Source organism: Amycolatopsis sp. cg13, assembly GCF_041346965.1.
Taxonomy (GTDB): domain Bacteria; phylum Actinomycetota; class Actinomycetes; order Mycobacteriales; family Pseudonocardiaceae; genus Amycolatopsis.
This window is the reverse complement of sequence record NZ_CP166848.1, coordinates 7,001,204-7,019,399: the sequence shown is the minus strand read 5'-3', so window position 1 is coordinate 7,019,399 and position 18,196 is coordinate 7,001,204. Positions and strand designations below refer to the sequence as shown.

General features: G+C 68.2%; 27 protein-coding genes and 1 tRNA gene. 21 read left to right on the top strand and 7 right to left on the bottom strand.

The genetic code is table 11. The features are described from left to right. Positions 1–24 precede the first annotated feature (24 nt). Positions 25–819: a hypothetical protein gene (locus tag AB5I40_RS33055; protein ID WP_370934118.1), complete on the bottom strand. Its 795-nt coding sequence runs from the start codon at positions 817–819 to the stop codon at positions 25–27. Between the two features lie 4 nt (positions 820–823). Next, positions 824–1,651, bottom strand: a complete 828-nt coding sequence (locus tag AB5I40_RS33050) for a hypothetical protein (RefSeq protein WP_370934117.1) — start codon at positions 1,649–1,651, stop codon at positions 824–826. 141 nt (positions 1,652–1,792) lie between these two features. Between AB5I40_RS33050 and AB5I40_RS33045 the strand changes: the two genes are divergently transcribed. The 18 genes from AB5I40_RS33045 to AB5I40_RS32960 all read left to right on the top strand — a co-directional run bounded on the left by AB5I40_RS33045 (position 1,793) and on the right by AB5I40_RS32960 (position 10,729). Beyond that, complete coding sequence (locus AB5I40_RS33045; protein ID WP_370934116.1) at positions 1,793–2,176, top strand: hypothetical protein; 384 nt, start codon at positions 1,793–1,795, stop codon at positions 2,174–2,176. Between the two features lie 161 nt (positions 2,177–2,337). Next, positions 2,338–2,517: a hypothetical protein gene (locus AB5I40_RS33040; RefSeq protein WP_370934115.1), complete on the top strand. Its 180-nt coding sequence runs from the start codon at positions 2,338–2,340 to the stop codon at positions 2,515–2,517. Beyond that, positions 2,517–2,687, top strand: coding sequence for a hypothetical protein (locus tag AB5I40_RS33035; protein ID WP_370934114.1), 171 nt, complete (start codon positions 2,517–2,519; stop codon positions 2,685–2,687). The genes AB5I40_RS33040 and AB5I40_RS33035 overlap by 1 nt, the downstream gene beginning before the upstream one ends. 237 nt (positions 2,688–2,924) lie before the next feature. Continuing rightward, on the top strand, positions 2,925–3,089 hold the full coding sequence (locus AB5I40_RS33030; protein WP_370934113.1) for a hypothetical protein: 165 nt from the start codon (positions 2,925–2,927) through the stop codon (positions 3,087–3,089). Between the two features lies 1 nt (position 3,090). Continuing rightward, entirely contained in the window at positions 3,091–3,258 is a 168-nt protein-coding gene (locus AB5I40_RS33025; protein ID WP_370934112.1) for a hypothetical protein, read from the top strand. A 6-nt stretch (positions 3,259–3,264) separates the two neighbouring features. Continuing rightward, complete coding sequence (locus AB5I40_RS33020) at positions 3,265–3,528, top strand: hypothetical protein (protein WP_370934111.1); 264 nt, start codon at positions 3,265–3,267, stop codon at positions 3,526–3,528. Positions 3,529–3,531: 3 nt separating this feature from the next. Continuing rightward, positions 3,532–3,714: a hypothetical protein gene (locus AB5I40_RS33015; protein ID WP_370934110.1), complete on the top strand. Its 183-nt coding sequence runs from the start codon at positions 3,532–3,534 to the stop codon at positions 3,712–3,714. Positions 3,715–3,812: 98 nt separating this feature from the next. After that, a complete protein-coding gene (locus AB5I40_RS33010) occupies positions 3,813–5,186 on the top strand; it encodes an FtsK/SpoIIIE domain-containing protein (RefSeq protein ID WP_370934109.1) in 1,374 nt (457 codons plus the stop codon). Further along, positions 5,183–5,404, top strand: coding sequence for a hypothetical protein (locus AB5I40_RS33005; RefSeq protein ID WP_370934108.1), 222 nt, complete (start codon positions 5,183–5,185; stop codon positions 5,402–5,404). Before AB5I40_RS33010 ends, AB5I40_RS33005 begins: the two co-directional genes overlap by 4 nt. A gap of 26 nt (positions 5,405–5,430) precedes the next feature. After that, complete coding sequence (locus AB5I40_RS33000) at positions 5,431–5,808, top strand: hypothetical protein (RefSeq protein ID WP_370934107.1); 378 nt, start codon at positions 5,431–5,433, stop codon at positions 5,806–5,808. Positions 5,809–5,812: 4 nt separating this feature from the next. Then, a complete protein-coding gene (locus tag AB5I40_RS32995; RefSeq protein ID WP_336157211.1) occupies positions 5,813–6,034 on the top strand; it encodes a hypothetical protein in 222 nt (73 codons plus the stop codon). Further along, complete coding sequence (locus tag AB5I40_RS32990) at positions 6,031–6,693, top strand: hypothetical protein (RefSeq protein ID WP_370934106.1); 663 nt, start codon at positions 6,031–6,033, stop codon at positions 6,691–6,693. The genes AB5I40_RS32995 and AB5I40_RS32990 overlap by 4 nt, the downstream gene beginning before the upstream one ends. Before the next feature lie 24 nt (positions 6,694–6,717). Beyond that, positions 6,718–6,945, top strand: a complete 228-nt coding sequence (locus AB5I40_RS32985; protein WP_370934105.1) for a hypothetical protein — start codon at positions 6,718–6,720, stop codon at positions 6,943–6,945. Between the two features lie 14 nt (positions 6,946–6,959). Then, positions 6,960–7,643 carry a DUF2637 domain-containing protein gene (locus AB5I40_RS32980; protein ID WP_370934104.1) on the top strand — a complete coding sequence of 228 codons (684 nt, stop codon included), beginning with the start codon at positions 6,960–6,962 and terminating at the stop codon, positions 7,641–7,643. A 21-nt stretch (positions 7,644–7,664) separates the two neighbouring features. Beyond that, entirely contained in the window at positions 7,665–7,880 is a 216-nt protein-coding gene (locus AB5I40_RS32975) for a hypothetical protein (RefSeq protein ID WP_370934103.1), read from the top strand. A 101-nt stretch (positions 7,881–7,981) separates the two neighbouring features. Further along, positions 7,982–9,352, top strand: a complete 1,371-nt coding sequence (locus tag AB5I40_RS32970; RefSeq protein WP_370934102.1) for a replication initiator — start codon at positions 7,982–7,984, stop codon at positions 9,350–9,352. Next, the gene (locus AB5I40_RS32965) at positions 9,324–9,500 is read left to right on the top strand and encodes a helix-turn-helix domain-containing protein (RefSeq protein WP_336157205.1); all 177 of its coding nucleotides are present in this window, start codon (positions 9,324–9,326) and stop codon (positions 9,498–9,500) included. Before AB5I40_RS32970 ends, AB5I40_RS32965 begins: the two co-directional genes overlap by 29 nt. After that, a complete protein-coding gene (locus AB5I40_RS32960; RefSeq protein WP_370940664.1) occupies positions 9,500–10,729 on the top strand; it encodes a tyrosine-type recombinase/integrase in 1,230 nt (409 codons plus the stop codon). The genes AB5I40_RS32965 and AB5I40_RS32960 overlap by 1 nt, the downstream gene beginning before the upstream one ends. A gap of 13 nt (positions 10,730–10,742) precedes the next feature. Here AB5I40_RS32960 and AB5I40_RS32955 read toward each other — a convergent pair. The 3 genes from AB5I40_RS32955 to AB5I40_RS32945 all read right to left on the bottom strand — a co-directional run bounded on the left by AB5I40_RS32955 (position 10,743) and on the right by AB5I40_RS32945 (position 12,993). Then, a tRNA-Leu gene (locus AB5I40_RS32955) sits at positions 10,743–10,816 on the bottom strand. A gap of 80 nt (positions 10,817–10,896) precedes the next feature. Beyond that, positions 10,897–12,225: an NAD(P)/FAD-dependent oxidoreductase gene (locus AB5I40_RS32950; protein WP_043836597.1), complete on the bottom strand. Its 1,329-nt coding sequence runs from the start codon at positions 12,223–12,225 to the stop codon at positions 10,897–10,899. An 84-nt stretch (positions 12,226–12,309) separates the two neighbouring features. Beyond that, a complete protein-coding gene (locus AB5I40_RS32945; RefSeq protein ID WP_370934101.1) occupies positions 12,310–12,993 on the bottom strand; it encodes a uracil-DNA glycosylase in 684 nt (227 codons plus the stop codon). 53 nt (positions 12,994–13,046) lie between these two features. On the opposite strand from AB5I40_RS32945, the gene AB5I40_RS32940 reads away from it, so the two are divergent. After that, a complete protein-coding gene (locus tag AB5I40_RS32940; protein WP_370934100.1) occupies positions 13,047–14,537 on the top strand; it encodes a S10 family peptidase in 1,491 nt (496 codons plus the stop codon). 31 nt (positions 14,538–14,568) lie between these two features. On the opposite strand, the gene AB5I40_RS32935 is transcribed toward AB5I40_RS32940, so the two are convergent. Further along, complete coding sequence (locus AB5I40_RS32935; RefSeq protein WP_370934099.1) at positions 14,569–15,171, bottom strand: DNA-binding response regulator; 603 nt, start codon at positions 15,169–15,171, stop codon at positions 14,569–14,571. After that, a complete protein-coding gene (locus tag AB5I40_RS32930; protein WP_370934098.1) occupies positions 15,168–16,307 on the bottom strand; it encodes a sensor histidine kinase in 1,140 nt (379 codons plus the stop codon). Before AB5I40_RS32930 ends, AB5I40_RS32935 begins: the two co-directional genes overlap by 4 nt. A 135-nt stretch (positions 16,308–16,442) precedes the next feature. On the opposite strand from AB5I40_RS32930, the gene AB5I40_RS32925 reads away from it, so the two are divergent. Then, a complete protein-coding gene (locus tag AB5I40_RS32925) occupies positions 16,443–17,327 on the top strand; it encodes an ABC transporter ATP-binding protein (RefSeq protein ID WP_370934097.1) in 885 nt (294 codons plus the stop codon). A gap of 18 nt (positions 17,328–17,345) precedes the next feature. Next, on the top strand, positions 17,346–18,065 hold the full coding sequence (locus AB5I40_RS32920) for an ABC transporter permease (RefSeq protein ID WP_370934096.1): 720 nt from the start codon (positions 17,346–17,348) through the stop codon (positions 18,063–18,065). The last annotated feature ends 131 nt before the right edge of the window (positions 18,066–18,196 follow it).

The window sequence follows — 18,196 nt, the reverse complement described above, 5'->3', positions numbered from 1 at the left end:
CTCTGAACACAGGGTTCGCCGGTGCTAGGCGCGGAGGTCAACCACCGCAATGGCCTTGTCGTCGTGCCGCTTGGCGCGCGGGAGTGCGACGGCATCCGGATCGACGCTATCTTCCCAGGACTGGCACTGCTCAAGGATCGCGGATAGTTGGGCATCGTCCGCTTTGGACAACGCTGGCCAGTCGCTGAGACCGATGTGGGTCATTACGTCGTAGGCACCGTCCGTCGCAAGTACTGCCCATGGGACCGCCTCCGCAGGGAATGAGGCCGTCACAGCGTGATCCGCCGCATCCGGGTCGGCTTCGGCAATCCAATAGCCGCCTTCGGCGTTTCTCCGTGCCGCTTGCTGCTCCTGGAGCTCGCGCAGTAACCGACGATGGGTTTCGTCGTATCCGGTACCCGAAGCAAGCCGCTCTCGGTACTGGCGTCGCGGTTCGAGGTTGAGGGCGTCGATGCGGTCGTCAGTCACGATGTCGCCCGGAAGAACGATGACGCTGTCGCCGAGCGCGAACACGTCGATGCGTAGCCCGTTGCGCCGTAGAATTGTCACTGTGCTGGACGGCGAGTCGCCCGGGGTGAGGCTTAGGTCATCTGCGGTCTTCTCGATGGCGGTCCTTACCACGGCGCGAAGGTCGGCGTACGGCTCGCGCTCCAAGCCGACAGCTACGTGGCGTCCGAGTGTGGCGGCGTAGTCAGAGGCAGGCACGGGGACCGGACGGAATGCCGACGCGCCATCGAGGACGATCACCGCATCCTCGGTAAGAAAGATCTTGTCGTCGCTGGCATGGACGGGCGGAAGTTGGGCTGTGGTCACGTGCATGGGATCACCACCGAAATGGTCCGGCCGCAAGTTCGCTGCCGGTGATTGTCAGGCCGTCGTAGCTTGCTCGAACGATGAGCGAGCACTCGTGCGTGCGCATCTCGCCGAACAACTCAGCAAGGTGGCTGGTGAGGTAGTGCGTTGCGCCGAGCGAGCCGATTCCGTGAATACCGGCGATGTGCAGCACGGCCCGTCCGCCGACCTGGTGGCGTGCAACATAAGCGATGTCGGCCGGTTCTTTCGGGTCGTCGTCGGTGGGTGATCCGAACCGCTCGCCGGTCTGCTCGTGCTGAATCCACCAGCGACCTTCGTCCTCGACGATCCCGAGGACTGGATCGCGTTCCATGAGGTATGCGGCGACCGGTGCCGACTTCGGCCCACAGACGACAACCGCATCCCCATCGGGCAGGGTTTCGCGGTCTGGCTCGATCTGGAAACGGGTTACGGCCAACGACAACCCGTCGACCAGCGCTTCAAGCTGATCAGCGGTCTGCGCGTCTTCAGCCGCGATGAGTGGCCGCTCGCGATCCGTCGTCTGGTACCGCCACGGCACCCCGATGGCGACCGGGCCAACCCCGAAGAACGCTCGTTCAGGCCGCGGAGCAGTCGATCGGATCTGCGTGACACGCCCCTTGGTGATCCCCAGGGCCGCCGCGATCTCGGTGTAGCTCATCCCGCGGAGCCGGTGCGCTTCCTCGATGGCCTCTTTGCGGAGCCGTGCAAGCTCGGTGGCCCGCTGCTGGTAGACGACTAGCAGCGAGGACGCACGCTGCCCCCGCCGGATCGGATCGGGGTCGCTGCGGACGCTCTCGAACTCGCTCTCGTCCTCCATGCAATCGAAGTTTAGTCCCCCTTGACACCGGAAGCGAGGACGGCGTACCTTCGTGTTTAGACCCCCTCAACGACGACCGACAACAGCTCGCTTCCGGTGTTTAGGGGGTCTACACCGGAGGCTCTGACCAGGAGGTTCGCTATGCAGGACATCCCGTTCTACAGCGGCGGTTACAAGTTCATGGTCACCGAAGCGCCCGTGATGAAGATGCGGGAGGTCAAGGGCGAGATGGTCCCTGCGGTGGACAAGCAGAGCGGGGAGGCGTCGTTCGTGGTGATGCTGTTCGCGAAGCCGCGTCAGCCGGGGAAGAACGGCCGGATCGGCAAGGGTGAGGAAATCAAGGTGACGCTGGCGACGGACCCGGGCGAGGGGTTCGACGAGGGCACCTATGTGGAGCTGGTCGACCCGGTGCTGAACACGTGGCAGACGACGAACGACGAGGGGCGGATCACGGGGTCGGGCTTGTGGTTCAAGGCTGAGGGGTTGAAGCCTGCCGGTGCTGGCGCGGTCCGCGACGCTGCCTGACCGGTTTCGCGACCGGCGGGTGTCCGGTCCCTCGGCGGCTGCCTCCCCGGCCGTGCGCGGATAACACCACCCTGGAGCCCTTCCCAAGTCGGTTGGCTGCCCGTTTTCGAGTCGGGCGAGGGCGCTTTCCGTTGATTGACAAATACAGAGTGGGCCGATCCATGCCTGAAAACGCGCCTTTTGTGGTGGCGCGCCTCGATTCCCGGGCGGTTTTCGTCCGGGGGTCCTGGGGTTTCACCACGGATTCGCATTGCGGAAGGGAGAACGGCATGCGCACGGTTTTCGCGGCACGGGACGGGCTGTCGACGTTCGACCCGTACGGCCCGAAACGGGGCTTGTGATGTCCGAGGACATGGTGCACATCCAAGCGGAACACCAGTGGTTGAAGGGTGTTCGGACGAGCTTGTGCGGGCTGGAGTTCGGGCCGGGGCAGCACGAGCGGGTGTGGTTCCACGCGTGGGGCGTGCCCCGCTGCGAGGACTGCGAACGGATCAGCGAGCGGGGCTTCTGATGGCCGCGCACGCGTGCACGGCGAACTTTTTCTTGTCGGCAACGGGAATCGCGACCTGTGTGGTCTGTTCCCGGCAGTGGGATTACTTCGGAGACTAGGAGGTTTGGTGATGGTGGCGAATTTCAGTCCGATGCTGTTTTGGCTGGCGCTGGTGGTGTGCCTGGGTTTCGCGTCGCCGCTCATGGCGGGGCTCGCGGTGTTCGCGGGCATCGTGGTGCTGGTGCGGGAGGTCAAGCGATGAGCCGCCCGGTGCGCGTCGGGGTGGTGATCCGGATGCTCGCGGCCCGGCTGGAAGCGCAGCGGCTGCAGGCGCTGGCCGAACCGGCGGAAGACCTGGCGTGGCAGGCGGGCTACTGCGAGGGGCTGCGGGACGCGCAGCACGTGATCCGGAAGGACTCCTGACATGCCGGAGATCGTCGCCATCATCGAGGCCGCGCACGACGCCTACCGGCGGTTCGTCGCGGCGAATCCCGACCGGGACATCCGGGTCGCGGTCGGCAACGCGGTCGGGTTCCTGACTGCGGATCTCACCACGGCGGCCGAACTGACCGCCGCAACACGGGAAGGGTGACGGGCTATGCAGGTGGGTTACCTGAATCGCCGGGCGCAGCAGCGCTACGGCACATTCACCGCGGCTTTGGACCTGGTGGCCGAGGTGCTGGCCGAGGTGGACAAGCTGATCGACGCCTACGACGACGGGCACGGTTCGGAGTCGTGGACGATCTCGACGCGGGACGAGCTGAAAGCGTTCCGCACCAAGGCTTTTGACGAGCTGGACCGGTTGCGGACGCTGGGCAAGAAGCACGAGGCGGAACTCGTCTCGCGGGATTGGAGGCTCTGAGTCATGGCGCATCAGGTTGACCGGGTTGTGGACGATCTGCATTCGGCGATGAGCACGCTCAAGGACGCGATGCGCGGCATGCCGGTGCATCAGCACGGTTTCAAGGCCGCGCACGACAAGGCCGCTCGCGCGATGGGGACGCTGTCCACGGAACTGCTGGACGCACGCCCCGCGCTGGCGAACTGACCGAACACGCGATTTCGCACGTTACCGGCCCCGCCCTCCGTCCATTGCCGGACGAGGCAGCGGGGCCGTTTTCGTGCTGTAAGGAGGGAGTTTCTGCGATGAAGAACCGTATTCCGAAGTCGGACCGGCGGGCGGGGATGGAGTTCCGGGGTCTCAAGTGGACCGCCCGCCACCCCGGCTCGGTGCTCATGCCGGCCGGACTGGCCGCGTCGGGGCTGGAGCTGGGGTGGACCACGACCGGCGGTGTCGTGGGCGGGGCGACGCTGGGGCTGTGCACCTGGTACCGGGCGCACCCGGACACGTTCGACCACTACGCCGCCCCGCGGATCCGCGCGTGGCGCCGTCGCTGGGCGACCTACTGCGGGCCGAAGCTGAACAAGGCTTTGCAGGCGTGCGACCTGTACGTCACCAACCGCCGCACCGGCAAGGCCGAGTTCCCCCGGGTGGTGAAGGTGGCGTCGTACTCGCCGTCGGTGGACACGGTGACGCTGCTGCTTCCCTTCGGCATGGGACGGCGCGCGTTCAACGACAAGCTCGAAGACCTCGCGGACACGCTGCGGGTGGAGCGGATCGCGCTGGAGCGGGTCAAGCCCGGCCAGGTGTCGCTGATCATCGAACGCCGGGAGCCGTTCACCGAGACCATCCCGGCCCCGGACATGCCCGAGGAATCCGGCGCGGTCGACCCGGGCGACATCTACGTCGGCGACACCGAGTACGGCACCGACTGGCGGCTGTCGGTCCTGGGCAAGCACACCTTCATCGCCGGGGCGACCGGTGCGGGCAAGAACTCGATCCCGCTGTCGCTGCTGCGCGGGCTGGCTCCGCTGATCCGGGACGGGCTGGTCCGGCTGTGGATCTGCGACCCGAAACAGATGGAGTTCCGCAAACTCGAAGGGGTCGCGCACCGCTACGAGCACGACGAGGCCGCCTGCGCGGAACTGGTGCGGGAGTTCATCGAGGACCTGCGCCGGGTGCAGCGCGACTTCGCCGCGACCGGCAAGCGCAAGATCACGATGTCGCGGGAAACGCCGCTGAACCTCCTGATCGTCGACGAGATCGGCGCGCTGCTGGCCTACGGCGACGGCACGATCGCCCGCACGCTGCGCAAGGACCTCGCGATCGCGGTGTCCCAGGGCCGCGCGACCGGGCACGCGACGATGGCGCTGGTGCAGGAACCGACCAAGGACACCGTCCCGGTGCGGGACCTGTTCCCGGTCCGGATCTGCCTGCGGGTCACCTCGCAGTCGCATGTGGACATGGTGCTCGGCGACGGTGCCCGGCTGCGCGGCGCGCTCGCCGACGAGATCCCCGAAAGCGAGGACACCGCCGGAATCGGGTTCGTCATCCGGCCGCGTTCGCGAGTCCCGCAACGGGTGCGCGCGGCGTACGTGTCGGACCGGGAGCTGGACGAACTGGTCGCGTTCATCCTCCGCGGCTACCACGCCGGTCCGGCCCTGTCGGTGGTCGCATGAGCTACCGCGAAGACCGGCACCAGGACTTCCTGGCCTGCCTGTCGGTCGCGTCGGACCGTGCCGGGACGTGGTGCGACGCCGTGCGCCAGGAACGCGAACGCCACCTCGGGGCTGTCGACACCGACACGCTCATCGACGACCCGCAGTACTCCGCCGCGCTGGACGTGTTCGGCGCCCTCTCCGACGTGCTGAGCCTCGCCCGGCGAGTCGGCGCATGACAGTCCCCCTTGGACAAGGAGAAGCGATGCAGCAGTTCGTCTACTTCCCGAGCCTGGTGCGCGAAACGTACTGGGTGGTCAGCTACCAACGCTCCGGCGGCTCCGGCCTCCGGCGGCAGAATTACACGCAGATCGCGGCGCGTACCACCGACGAGGGCGAGGCGCGCGCCGCGTTCGACCGTCTCGCAGACGAGGGCCTGACTCCGGATCTGAGCCGCTACGACGAGGTGTTCTTCCCGCGCTGCGGGATGTGCGGCGAGCGCCCGTACGGAGCCTCCGCGACCCGGCCTGAACTGTCCTGGGACGCGGTGCTCCAGGTGATCTATTTCGAACCCGCCTGGACCGCCACGTCCGAACAGCTCGTGTTCTGCCCACGGCACCGACCCGACGACGCAGAGGAGTAAACCCATGTGGCGCATCGGTTTTTACGTGTGGCGGGCGTGGCTGTGGCTCAAGCTCGGCGCGCCCGCCCTGCTGGTCCTGATCGTCATCTACGCGGCACAGGGCCCGTCGGCGCTGTTCTGGAGCACGCTGGTGGTGTTCGGGTGCATCGGGCTCGGGGTCGGGATCGCGGTCGCGGACTTCCGCAACCGGGAGTTCGGGCCGGTCGGCCGGGAGCGTGTCCGGTGACCCGCCGCGACCCGGCACAGCTCGGCCTCTTCGGCACCGTCGACCCGGCCCCGGCTCCGCAGTCCGGCCGCCAGTGCCCGCCGCCCCGGGTCTCCCGCCGCAAGAACACCGGCGGGGGCGGGAACCCGCTGGTGGCCAAGGACGTGCTGGCCGAAGTCCGCGACGGGCGGTTCGCGTTGCTGGACGACACGGACCGGGTGCTGGTGTTCGAGGACACCGACCGCGTCCGCGCCGCCCTGGACGAGGACGTCGTGCTGCACCTGATCTCCGTCGGCTACGTCGCCCGGGGCGGCTGGCGCGACACGGTGTCGGCGATGCACGGCGCGATCCGGCGGCCGGTCACGCCGCTCAGGCTCACCGCGCGCGGCCGCACCATGCTCCAGCGCTGGAGCAACCTCTCCGACTGCCCGGGGGGGTGCACGGCCGTGAACGACGACGTGAGCATCATCGTCTCGCCGCTGGTCGCGCTCGCCGACGAATACGAGGACGCCGTCGCCCGCGGCCTCGAACACCGCACCGACGACGACACCTCGTCGACCGTGCTGGAGCTGATCGACCTGGACGTGCGGATCATCCGCGAGTGCGAACGCCTCATCGACGACTTCCGCGCCGATCTCGCAGACAACGAGGACACCCTGCGCCTGCCGGGCCCGTCCTGACCCCTCGCGGAAGGAATCCGACCTATGGAACACCACTTCGGCGAGAACGTCGCCGACGCGTTCCGCCAGATACAGGCAGCCGTCGACGAGTTCCAAGAGCTGTACACGCTCGAACTCGCCGTGCACGACGGCGAACCGTGGTTCGTCCAGCCCCGCCTGGCCGAACTGTCCGACGAGCTGGCCCGCTGGCTCGACACCTACGCCGGGGTGTTCCGCCGCTCCGCGGAACGCTTCCGCACCGGCCACGAGTAGAAGGAGGAAACCTCATGTCCACTGCGGACAGTGCGAACGCGACTCGTCGGCTGGTGGACGTGATCCGTCTCCTGGTCGCCGCCACGCTGGGATTGATCGGCGCGGCGGCCGGGTTCACCCACACCCACGACTGGGCCGTCCACCACGGACAGACCGGCTGGATCGCCTGGGCCGACGCCGTCGTGATCGAGGGCATCGTGATCGTGGCCGGGTTCGAGGTCCAGCGCGACCACCGCACCGGCCGACACCGCCGGTTCAGCTTCCCCCTCGGGGTCCTGGTCGCCGGGTTCGGCGTGCAGATGACCGCACAAGTCGCCCTCGCCGAACCCACCCCGGCCGGATGGCTCGTCGCCGCGATGCCCGCCCTCGGGTTCCTCGTGGTCGTCAAGCTCCTCATGCGCCGCGCCCCCGCCGAACCCGCCCCGGCCGCACCTCCCGCTCGGGTATCGGCCGAACCCGCCCCGGCGGCAATGCCGGCCGAATCGGAAACCGCGCCCGCACCACCGGCGCCAGCCGCACCGCCCGTGCGACCGGCTGCCCGGCTGAAACTTCCGCCGGAGATCGCCAGCCGCGTCCACGCCGCCGCCGACGCCGCCCGCGACGAAGGCCGCGACCTCACCGCCGACGACATCCGCCGCGCTGCTCGCGTCCCCGAACCGATGGCAGCCCAGATTTTGCGCGACCTGACCACCGTCTGATCACACCGGAAGGACATGCCCATGACTACGTCGTCCAACCTGGACAAGCTCGTCCGCAGGCGCGAGGAATTCGAAGCGCTGGACAGGTCTTCGATACGAGAGACCGGAGGCCGTGACCGCGACGCCCTGATGCGGCTGTCCGAAGTGGCTGGCCAGATGGCCGAGATCCACGAAGAGGAAGCCGCGGAAATGCGCCGCGTGGCCGCGTCCGCCTACGACCTGGCCACCACGAAGTAGCCCGCCTCACACCCCGCACCGACCGACGGCGCGGGAGCTGGCCCTCACCGGCTGGTTCCCGCGCCGTTTTCCATGCCCGCCCACGGAAAGGGCCAACCGACATGCACACGTTGGACGAGCGCATCGCCTACCGGGTCCGGATGCGCGACTACGACGAATGGCGCGCCAAAGTGCACGCCGTCAACGGCTGCGCCCGCCCCATCCGCCTCGGCGGCGCGCACCAGCTCCAGGACGCCGCCAGCGGACAAGTCCTGCACCACCACGGCGGCGACATCTTCGTCCCGTGCGGCAACCGCCGCGAATCGGTCTGCCCGTCCTGCTCCGACCGCTACGCCGCCGACGCCTTCCACCTCGTCCGCGCCGGACTGATCGGCGGCCACAAAGGCGTTCCCGAGCACGTCACCGACCGGCCCCGCGCGTTCGTCACCCTCACCGCGCCCTCGTTCGGGCCGGTGCACCACGCCCGCACCAGCGCGCGCGGCAAGCGCATCCCGTGCGGCTGCGGGGAATACCACCTCGACGCCGACCCGCGCGTCGGCACCCCGCTCGACCCCGACACCTACGACTACACCGGCTCCGTGCTCTGGCAGGCGCACGCCGGGGTGCTGTGGCAGCGGTTCACGACCCGGCTGCGCCGCGAGATCGCCAAACGCGCCGGGCTCAAGGTCCGCGAGTTCGCCGAACAAGCGCGGCTCTCCTACGGGAAAGTCGCGGAATACCAGCGGCGCGGGCTCGTCCACTTCCACGCCGTAGTCCGCCTCGACGGCCCCGACGGCGCAGCCGACCCCGCCCCGGGCTGGGCGCACCCGGACCTCCTGGAAGACGCCGTCTACGCCGCCGCCGGGGCCGCCTACGCCACCAGCCACCTCCCCGACGGCACCCCGTTCGTGCTGACCTGGGGCGACCAGGTCGACGTCCGCCGCATCGAACCGATGGGCTCCGCGGAGCTGGAGGACGATGCCGGCCGAATCAGCGAAGCCCGCCTCGCCGCCTACATCGCCAAGTACGCCACCAAAGGCACCGGCAAAAACGAAGCCGCGGACCGGCCGATCCGCTCCGAACGCGACATCGCGCACCTGCGGGTCTCCGACCACCACCGCCGCATCATCCAGACCGCCTGGGACCTCGGCGGCCTCGAACCCTACGAAGACCTGAACCTGCGCCGCTGGGCGCACATGCTCGCCTTCCGGGGCCACTTCCTCACCAAGTCCCGCGCCTACTCCACCACCTTCAAGGACATCCGAGGCGACCGCCGCCGCTTCCGGCTCGAGGAAACCCTGGAACGCCTCGGCCTCGCCGACCGCGCCGACACCGTCGCTGTGGTCAACAACTGGACCTTCGACGGCGCGGGCTACAGCGACGACGCAGAACGCGAACTCGCCGCCGCCATCGCCCACCGCATCCGCGACGACCGCAAACACAAATACAGCAAGGAAAACGACCATGGACAACAAACTGCTCACCGTCACTGACCTCGCCGACTACCTCAGCGTCCCCGTCAACACCGTCTACCAATGGCGCAAGACCGGCAAAGGCCCGAACGGCTACCGCATCGGCAAATACGTCCGCTTCCGCGCCGACGAAGTCGACGCCTGGATCGCAGAACAGGCGAGCGCCTGATGGCCCGGCCACCGCTGGAGATCGGGACTCACGGCAAGATCCGATTCGAGGACACTGCCAAGGGTGTGCGTGCCCGCACCAGCTACCGGGGCTACGACGGGAAGGTGCGCGATATCGAGCGCACTGGGCCGTCCCGTCCGAAAGCAGAACGGGCGCTCAAGAAGGCGGTTAACGAGGCGCTGAAGGCACCGGGTGGCGGCGACATCGACCGCAACACCAAGTTCTCCGTAGCGGCGGAGAAGTGGCTCGTTCGCCAGGAACAGCGCGTGGACGCAGGTGAACGGGCACCCGGGACGCTCGACAACTACCGGAGCATGCTCAAGAACCACGTGTTGCCCGCGTTCGGCGAGCTTCGCCTTTACGAGGTGACGGTGCCGCGGCTGAGTGCGTTTCTGCCTGCGGTTCAGGCCAAATCAAGCGCGGCGCACGCTCGGACGGCACGCGCGGTGGTGGGTGGAGTCCTGGCGTACGCGGCTCAGGAGGGCGCTATCGGTGCCAACCCGATCCGCGATGCTGGCCGGATTGAAGGCGGAAAGCGGAAGAAACCGCGCGGGCTTGCCCCGGCCGAGCGAAAGGCTCTGCTGGAGAAGTTCGAGGCGGACAAGAAGGCGGCAGCGAAGGACTTGCCGGACCTGATGCGCTTCATGCTGGCCACGGGTGTGCGGATCGGCGAAGCTCTCGCGGTCTTCTGGGAGGACATCGACTTGGAGCGGGGCACCGTCTTGGTTGACTGGAAGGTCGTCCGCATCCGGGGAGTCGGCCTGCGGCGTGTGCAGCAGCTCAAGACGGACGACGGGGATCGTAAGCTGCCTCTGCCCGGCTGGGCAGTGTCGATGCTGCGGGAGCGGTGGCGGATCGCGCAGGAGGACGGGCGCGAACGTGCCAGCGCGGTGTTCCCGGACTCGCTGGGCGGACTCCGCGATCCGTCGAACACCCGGCGGGACATTCGCAACGCCCGGGGCACGGACGAGTTCGCCTGGGTCAAGTCGCACGCGTTCCGGAAGACCACTGCTACCGTGCTGGACGATGCGAAGGCCAGTTCCCGGCAGATCGCGGATCAGCTTGGGCACAGCAAGCCGTCAATGACACAGGACGTGTACATGGACCGCACGACGGTCTCGCCGGAGAACGCCGTCGCGCTGGAAAGCATGTGGCTCGAACCGGACTCCGGCAATTCCGGGGATAAACCGGGGGTTGATCTTGACCGGGCCTCGGAAGAGGCGTCCTGACCAGTGAAAACGGTGCCCCCGACGGGGTTCGAACCCGCACTGGGTCGATTTTAAGTCGACTGCCTCTGCCAATTGGGCTACGGGGGCCCACCCACCCTAGCGAACCCGCCCCAAGACACGACAAAGCCGGGCCGCCCAAAGACGACCCGGCCTCACCAGAAAACCACTCAGCCCTTGCTGGCCCGGTTGAACTCTTCCTTCGGGTTGTTGATCTGCCCCAGCGAGATGACCTCCCGGCGGAACAGCCCGCCCAGCATCCAGTCGAACAGGATGCGGATCTTGCGGTTCCACGTCGGCATCGCCTTGAGGTGGTACGCGCGGTGGAACAGCCACGCGGGGAAGCCCTTGATCTTCAGGTTCAGCGCGTCCGCCACGCCCTTGTGCAGGCCGAGGCTCGCGACCGCGCCCAGGTTCTTGTGGAAGTAGTCCTTCGGCTGTCCGCCGCGGATCACCTTGATGATGTTCTTCGCCAGCAGGCGGGCCTGGCGGACCGCGTGCTGGGCGTTCGGCGGGCAGGTCGCCGTCGGGTCCTGTTCGGTGCGCGACAGGTCCGGGATGGCCGCGTTGTCGCCCGCGGTCCAGACGTCCGGGTGGCCGACCACCTGCATCGCCGCGGTGGCCTCGACGCGGCCGCGCTTGTCGAGCGGCAGGTCCGAGCCCGCGAGGACCGGGTTGGCCTTCACGCCCGCGGTCCAGATGATCGTGTCGGTGTCGAACTCGGTGCCGTCCGAGAGCACGACGTGGCCGTTTTCGAACGACTTCGCCGCGGTCGACAGGTAGACCTCGATGCCGCGCTTCTCCAGCTGCTGCACCGTGTACACGCCGAGCGTCTCGCGCACCTCGGGCAGGATCCGCCCGGCCGCCTCGACCATCACCCAGCGGATGTCCGCCGGCTTGATGTTCGGGTAGTAGTTCTCGACCGCGAAGCGGGTCATGTCCTCGAGTTCGGCCAGCGCCTCGATGCCCGCGAACCCGCCGCCGACCACGGTGAACGTGAGCAGGCGCTTGCGCAGCTCGGGGTCGAGCGTGCTGGCGGCCTCGTCCAGCTTGGTCATGATGTGGTTGCGCAGGTAGATCGCTTCGCCGATGGTCTTGAAGGCGATGCCCTCCTCGGCGAGGCCGGGGATCGGCAGGATCCGCGCGACGGCGCCGAGCGCGACCACGAGCACGTCGTAGTTCAGCGTCTCGATGTGGCCGTCGGCCGCCTCGACCGTGACGGCCTTGCGCTCGTTCTCGATCTTCGTGACCCGCGCGGTCAGCACGTGGCAGCGCTTCAGCACGCGGCGCAGCGGCACGACCACGTGCCGCGGCTCGATCGCGCCGGCCGCCGCCTCGGGCAGGAACGGGGCATAGGTCATGTGCGGCTGCGGGTCAACGACGGTCACGGAGGCCTCGTTGGCACGCAGCATCTTCTGAAGCCCGTACGCGGTGTACAGGCCGACGTATCCACCACCGAGGACGAGGATCCGAGTCGGTTCCGACTTCGCAGCAGCCATGTACCTATAGTCGCACTTCCGAAGCAGCTCCGCTCGGGTACCCCACCCCGCTGTGACCAGCATCGCCACGCTGGTTGTCACGATTCAGATGAGCCCGGCCGCCGAGGCCGCGGCGGTGAACGCGGTCACCACCATGGGCTGTGTCACACGACCGGTCTGGACATTGCGCGGTGACACGTGGTAGCAGCCGAACACCGCTAGGTCGCCGAGCTGCAAACGGGCGCCGTGCGCGAAGGCCGGACGCGGTTTCGGCACCGGCCAGCCCGCGGCGGACAGCACCGGCAGCAACGCCTGCCAGCCGAACGCCCCGAGCACGACGATCGCCCGCAGGGTCGGCCGGAGCAGGTCCAGTTCGCCGGCCAGCCAGTGCCGGCAGGCGTCCCGTTCGGCGGGGGTCGGCCGGTTCTCCGGCGGCGCGCAGCGGACCGGCGAGACGAGCCGGGTGCCGCGCAGCGTGAGCCCGTCGCCGATGGCCGTCGACATCGGCTGCGACGCGAGACCGACCTCGTACAGCACGCGAAAGAGAAAGTCGCCCGACGGATCGCCGGTGAACATCCGCCCGGTGCGGTTGGCCCCGTGCGCGGACGGGGCGAGCCCGACCACGGCCAGCGCGGCGTCTTCCGCGCCGAAACCGGGAACCGGCCGCGCCCAGTACTCCTCGCCCGCGAAGGCGGCCTTCGTCCCGGCCACGCCCTCGCGCCATTCGACCAGCCGCGGGCAGGCCCGGCACCGCACCAGCTGCGCGTCGAGGCCGGCGAACGTGCGCATCGATCTCCTCCGCGTCGGTGTGCTGCCACGGTAACGCGGGATAGGTTGGGGCCATGGCCGACACCACCGCGGACGAGACCGCCGAGAAGACCAAGAATGAGGAGACGAAGGCGGCCGAGCCCGTCGACGACCTCGTCACGACGCAGCACACCCTCACCGTCAAGCGGCGCAAGCTCGCCTACACCGCCCAGACCGGCCGGATCGTGCTCCGCCAAGAGGTCAAGAAGGACGGCAAGTCCGAGGGCCACCAGGCCAAGGCCGAGGTCTTCCTCACCGCCTACACCCTCGACGACGCCGACCCCGGCTCGCGGCCGGTCACCTTCGCCTTCAACGGCGGCCCCGGTTCCTCCAGCATCTGGCTCCACATGGGCCTGCTCGGACCGCGCCGGGTGCTGTCGGGCGACGTCGACGACCCGGTGCCGCCGCCGTACGGGCTCGAGGACAACCCGGAAAGCCTGCTCGCGCACAGCGACCTGGTGTTCATCGACCCGGTCCAGACCGGCTACTCGCGGGTGACCGAGGGCGGCGAATCCCAGCCGTACACCGGATTCCAGGGCGACGTCGAATCGATCGCGGAGATCATCCGGCTGTGGGTTTCGCGCAACGAGCGCTGGCTGTCGCCGAAGTTCCTGGCCGGAGAGTCGTACGGCACGCTGCGCGCCGCCGCGCTCGCCGGGCACCTGCAGGATCGCTACGGCCTGTACCTCAACGGCTTGATGCTCATCTCGTCCGTTTTGGACCTCGGCACGCTGCGCTTCGACGAAGGCAACGACCTGCCGTACTCGCTGTACCTGCCGACGTACGCGGCGATCGCGCACTACCACGGCCGCCACGGCGAACGTCCGCTCGACGACGTGCTCGCCGACGCCGAGGACTTCGCTTCCAAGGAACTGCCGTGGGCGCTTTCCCGCGGCGCGCGGCTGTCCACTCAGGACCGGACCGAGGCGGTGCAGACGCTCGCTTCGCTCACCGGACTCAGCGAGTCCTATGTGGACCGGGTGAACCTGCGGATCGAGCACGTCCGGTTCTTCACCGAACTGCTGCGCGACCAGGGAAAGACCGTCGGCCGGATGGACGGCCGGTTCACCACCTGGGAGCCGGACGGCGGCGTCGAGCACATGAGCGACGACCCGTCGGTGTCGCGGGTCATCGGCGCTTACTCGGCCGGGTTCAACCACTACGTGCGCGCCGAACTGGGCTACGAGAACGACCTGCCGTACGAGATTCTGTCCACCGACGTGTTCAAGGCTTGGTCGTACAAGGAGTTCGAGGGCCGTTCAGTGTCCGTTGTGGACACCTTGAGCGCGGCGATGCGGTCGAACCCGCATCTGCAGGTCCACGTCGCGTTCGGGCATTACGACGGCGCGACGGCGTACTACGCGTCCGAGTACGTGCTCTCGCAGCTCAAGATTCCCGAAGAACTGCGGGAGAACATCGACACCGCTTACTACCCGGCCGGGCACATGATGTACGTGAACGAACCGTCGCGGGTGCAGCAGTCGAAGGACCTGGGCAAGTTCGTGAAGAAGGCGTCCAACCGCTGAGCCGACCTGGCTGTGAGCGCCAGACCGGTGCTCACAGCCAGTCGTGCTCCCGCGCGTACCGCGCCGCCTCGTGCCGTGTCCGCGTTTGCGTCTTCTGCATCGCGTTCGACAGGTAATTGCGCACAGTCCCCTCCGCCAAATGCAACTGCGCGGCGATATCGGCGACCGAATACCCCTCCCGCGTCGCCCGCAGCACGTCGATTTCCCGCACGGTCAACGGACAATCGTCCACTACCGCTAGCGCCGAGACGTCCGGGTCGATCCAGCGTTTGCCCTCGTCCAGCGTCGCGATCACCGACGCGATGTGCGCCGGTTCCGCCGATTTGCTCACGAATCCCTGCACGCCGAGCTTCAACGCCTTGCGCAGCACGCCCGGTCGCGCGTGCCGGGTCAGCATCAGGATCACCTGCTCCGGCCGTTCCCGCCGGATCCGCGCGACCGCGCCCAGTCCGTCCACAGTGGGCATCTCAAGGTCGATCACCAGCACGTCCGGCCGATGCTCCACAGTGGCCCGCACCGCCGCCTCGCCGTCTTCCGCCTCGGCGACCACGGTGATCTCGCCTTCCATCGGCAGCAGCGCGGCCATCGCCTTGCGGAGCAGGGCTTCGTCGTCGGCAAGCACCACCGTCGTCATCGCGACACCTTCTCCGGGAAGGCCGCGGCCGTCACGAACCGGCCGTCCTTCTGCTCCACCGTCAATTCTCCGCCCTGATCCGCCAGCCGGTCCGCCAAAGTGGACAGTCCGCTCAGCACCAACACGGCATCGTCCGCGACGCCGTCGTTGACGACGCTGATCCCCGCTTCGGTCAAGGTGATCCGCACCTGCCGGGCTTGTGCGTGCCGGAGGATGTTCGTGGTGGTCTCGCGCAGCACCTGGCCGAGCAACTCGTCCACTCCCGCGTGGACGACCCCCTGCCGATCGATCCGGACGTGGATTCCCGCTGCCTCGAAGAGGTTCTTCGCGTTCTCCAGTTCCGCGGACAGATTGAGCCGACGCTGGGCGTAAGCGAGTTCCTTGGTCTGCACGATGGTGTCGCCAACCAGGGTGTGCACCTCGCGCAATTCCTCCTGCGCCCGTTCGAGATCCCGGTGCAGCAGCTTCTCCGCGAGCGCGACCTTCAGTTTCACCACGTGCAGCGTGTGGCCCTGGATGTCGTGCAGCTCGCTGGCGAACCGCACGCGTTCCCGGACCACCGCCAGCTCCGCCTCCTTCTCGCGCGACTCTTCGAGCTCCGCGACGAGGTCGTAGAGCCGCTGGCTGGCGAACATCAGCAGCGTCGACAGCGCCGAGCCGATCGCCGGAGCCACCACGTAGGCCAGCACCCGCGTTCCGAGACGGTCGTGGTGCAGCAGCAAATTGGTCGAGCCGATCGCGCTGGTCAGCACGGCGAGGCCGACCAGCGCGGCCAACCGGTGCCGCGGCAGCGGCGGGATGAGGAACGACCCGACCATGCTCAGCCCGTAGAACGCCATCGGGCTGTTGCTCAGCGCACCGGCGAACCAGACGAACGCGGTCAGCACCAGGCTCGGGCGCGCGGTGCGGACGAAGTCGCCCGCGGTCCAGCGTTCGGCGGTGGCGGTCGCGGCCAGCAGCCCGATCACCTGGATGACGACGTGCCACCAGGTCTTCGACGAGAGGACCAGCAGCAGCACCCCGACCACCAGCAGCGGCGGCATCACCGTGACGAGGTTGAGCCGCCGCAGCCGGTACTGGACCGCGTCGCCGGACCAGGACATCCGGCGGGGCCGCGGCAGGCGGATCTCGGTCATGGTGCTCCAGGTTCGGCCGGGCGGTTCGGCCCAGCATGCCGCAGCCGCCGACGGCCCACCAGTGACGCAGCGTCATGTTTTCGGCTGACGTGGCCGCACTACTCCGGACCAGGGAGAACCGGCTGGAATCGGAGCATGTCCACGACCCCAGTCATCGACGTCGACCGGCTGAACCTCACCTACGGCGATTTCCAGGCCGTGCGCGACCTGTCGTTCCAGGTCGCCCGCGGCGAACTGTACGCGCTGCTCGGCACGAACGGCGCGGGGAAGACCTCGACGCTGGAGACCGTCGAGGGCCACCGGCCGCCCAGCTCAGGGACCGTGCGGGTGTTCGGGAAGGACCCGCGCGACCGCGCCGCCGTCCGGCCGAGGATGGGGATCATGCTGCAGGAAAGCGGCTTCTCGCCGGACCTGACCGTGCGCGAGTCGATCCGGCTGATCGGCAGCCTGACCCAGCGCGGCGACAACGTCGAACGGCTGCTCGGCATCACCGGCCTCACGCGCAAAGCCACGACAAGGGTCTCGCAGCTCTCCGGCGGCGAAAAGCGCCGGCTGGACTTCGCGACCGCCGTGTACGGAACGCCGGACCTGGTCTTCCTCGACGAGCCGACCACCGGTCTGGACATCCAATCGCGCGACGCGCTTTGGACGGCGGTGGACCGGCTCCGCGAGGACGGCACCACCATCGTCCTCACCACGCATTACCTCGAGGAAGCACAGCAGCGCGCCGACCGCATCGGCCTGATGCACCAGGGCACGCTCAACCGTGAAGGCACCGTCGCCGAACTGACCCGGACACTGCCCGCGACCATCCGCTTCGGACTGCCGCCGCACGCGCCTACGCCGCCGCTGCAAGCGACCCGCGAGGAGGACGGCCGGTTCCTCATCGAAACTTTCGGCCTGCAGAAAGACCTGCACACGTTGCTCGGCTGGGCACAAGACAGCGCACTGGAACTGGCCGAATTGGAGGCTGGCCCGACCCGCCTCGACGACGTCTTCCGCGCCATCGGCACCGCGTAATCACCGAAAGGCTTTGCTATGTTCTCAATCGCCCGCGGCGAACTGATCCAGCTTTTCCGAAATCGGCTAGTACTGGTCACCTCGCTGATCCTGCCCGTCGCCTTCAGCGCTTTCTTCATCTCCCGGCACGAAACCTTCGCGAAACTCGGCAGCCTCGGCTATATCGCGGCGCTGACGCTTTCCTTCATCACCGCGATCGGCCTCTACACGACCACCGTCACCACGCTCGCGGCCCGGCGGCAGAACCTGTTCCTCAAGCGATTGCGTTCCACCGCGGCGAGCGACTCCGGCATTCTCGTCGGCCTGCTCCTGCCGATCACGGTGATCACCACGATCCAGGTCGCCGTCATCCTCGCCGTGCTCGGCGCGGTCACCGGCCTGCCGAAAAACCCGCTGCTGCTGGTGGTCGCGGTCGTCGCGACCGTCGCCATGATGCTCGCCCTCGGCCTGGCCACCGCCGGTCTCACCAACTCCCCGGAGCACGCCCAGGTCACCACGCTGCCGATCACCCTCGTCGTCCTCGCGGTCGCGAGTTGGATCGGAATCACCGGAACGGAACAGCTTTCCCTCCTGAAAAGCCTTCTCCCCGGCGGGGCGGCCACCGAACTCGTGCTGAATTCCTGGAATGGCGGAGCCTCGGTCACCGACTCGCTTGTCCTGCTCGGCCCGATCGCGGCGTGGCTGATTCTCAGCATCACCCTGGCGACCCGACTATTCCGCTGGGAACCGCGCCGCTGAAACCCCTTCCGATGCCGAGGGAACTGCGGTAACGTCGACGGCGCTCTCGATCGTCGACGTGTCCGCGGCAGCGCGGCCGGAAGTCGGCCCCGACCGGCGGCTGGGCCGCGATGTCCGCGAACAGCTCTGTT

Coding starts and splice junctions, on each gene's coding strand:
- AB5I40_RS33055 (WP_370934118.1), bottom strand. CDS start 819: ATGCACGTGACCACAGCCCAACTTCCGCCCGTCCATGCCAGCGACGAC.
- AB5I40_RS33050 (WP_370934117.1), bottom strand. CDS start 1,651: ATGGAGGACGAGAGCGAGTTCGAGAGCGTCCGCAGCGACCCCGATCCG.
- AB5I40_RS33045 (WP_370934116.1), top strand. CDS start 1,793: ATGCAGGACATCCCGTTCTACAGCGGCGGTTACAAGTTCATGGTCACC.
- AB5I40_RS33040 (WP_370934115.1), top strand. CDS start 2,338: ATGCCTGAAAACGCGCCTTTTGTGGTGGCGCGCCTCGATTCCCGGGCG.
- AB5I40_RS33035 (WP_370934114.1), top strand. CDS start 2,517: ATGTCCGAGGACATGGTGCACATCCAAGCGGAACACCAGTGGTTGAAG.
- AB5I40_RS33030 (WP_370934113.1), top strand. CDS start 2,925: ATGAGCCGCCCGGTGCGCGTCGGGGTGGTGATCCGGATGCTCGCGGCC.
- AB5I40_RS33025 (WP_370934112.1), top strand. CDS start 3,091: ATGCCGGAGATCGTCGCCATCATCGAGGCCGCGCACGACGCCTACCGG.
- AB5I40_RS33020 (WP_370934111.1), top strand. CDS start 3,265: ATGCAGGTGGGTTACCTGAATCGCCGGGCGCAGCAGCGCTACGGCACA.
- AB5I40_RS33015 (WP_370934110.1), top strand. CDS start 3,532: ATGGCGCATCAGGTTGACCGGGTTGTGGACGATCTGCATTCGGCGATG.
- AB5I40_RS33010 (WP_370934109.1), top strand. CDS start 3,813: ATGAAGAACCGTATTCCGAAGTCGGACCGGCGGGCGGGGATGGAGTTC.
- AB5I40_RS33005 (WP_370934108.1), top strand. CDS start 5,183: ATGAGCTACCGCGAAGACCGGCACCAGGACTTCCTGGCCTGCCTGTCG.
- AB5I40_RS33000 (WP_370934107.1), top strand. CDS start 5,431: ATGCAGCAGTTCGTCTACTTCCCGAGCCTGGTGCGCGAAACGTACTGG.
- AB5I40_RS32995 (WP_336157211.1), top strand. CDS start 5,813: ATGTGGCGCATCGGTTTTTACGTGTGGCGGGCGTGGCTGTGGCTCAAG.
- AB5I40_RS32985 (WP_370934105.1), top strand. CDS start 6,718: ATGGAACACCACTTCGGCGAGAACGTCGCCGACGCGTTCCGCCAGATA.
- AB5I40_RS32980 (WP_370934104.1), top strand. CDS start 6,960: ATGTCCACTGCGGACAGTGCGAACGCGACTCGTCGGCTGGTGGACGTG.
- AB5I40_RS32975 (WP_370934103.1), top strand. CDS start 7,665: ATGACTACGTCGTCCAACCTGGACAAGCTCGTCCGCAGGCGCGAGGAA.
- AB5I40_RS32970 (WP_370934102.1), top strand. CDS start 7,982: ATGCACACGTTGGACGAGCGCATCGCCTACCGGGTCCGGATGCGCGAC.
- AB5I40_RS32965 (WP_336157205.1), top strand. CDS start 9,324: ATGGACAACAAACTGCTCACCGTCACTGACCTCGCCGACTACCTCAGC.
- AB5I40_RS32960 (WP_370940664.1), top strand. CDS start 9,500: ATGGCCCGGCCACCGCTGGAGATCGGGACTCACGGCAAGATCCGATTC.
- AB5I40_RS32950 (WP_043836597.1), bottom strand. CDS start 12,225: ATGGCTGCTGCGAAGTCGGAACCGACTCGGATCCTCGTCCTCGGTGGT.
- AB5I40_RS32945 (WP_370934101.1), bottom strand. CDS start 12,993: ATGCGCACGTTCGCCGGCCTCGACGCGCAGCTGGTGCGGTGCCGGGCC.
- AB5I40_RS32940 (WP_370934100.1), top strand. CDS start 13,047: ATGGCCGACACCACCGCGGACGAGACCGCCGAGAAGACCAAGAATGAG.
- AB5I40_RS32935 (WP_370934099.1), bottom strand. CDS start 15,171: ATGACGACGGTGGTGCTTGCCGACGACGAAGCCCTGCTCCGCAAGGCG.
- AB5I40_RS32930 (WP_370934098.1), bottom strand. CDS start 16,307: ATGACCGAGATCCGCCTGCCGCGGCCCCGCCGGATGTCCTGGTCCGGC.
- AB5I40_RS32925 (WP_370934097.1), top strand. CDS start 16,443: ATGTCCACGACCCCAGTCATCGACGTCGACCGGCTGAACCTCACCTAC.
- AB5I40_RS32920 (WP_370934096.1), top strand. CDS start 17,346: ATGTTCTCAATCGCCCGCGGCGAACTGATCCAGCTTTTCCGAAATCGG.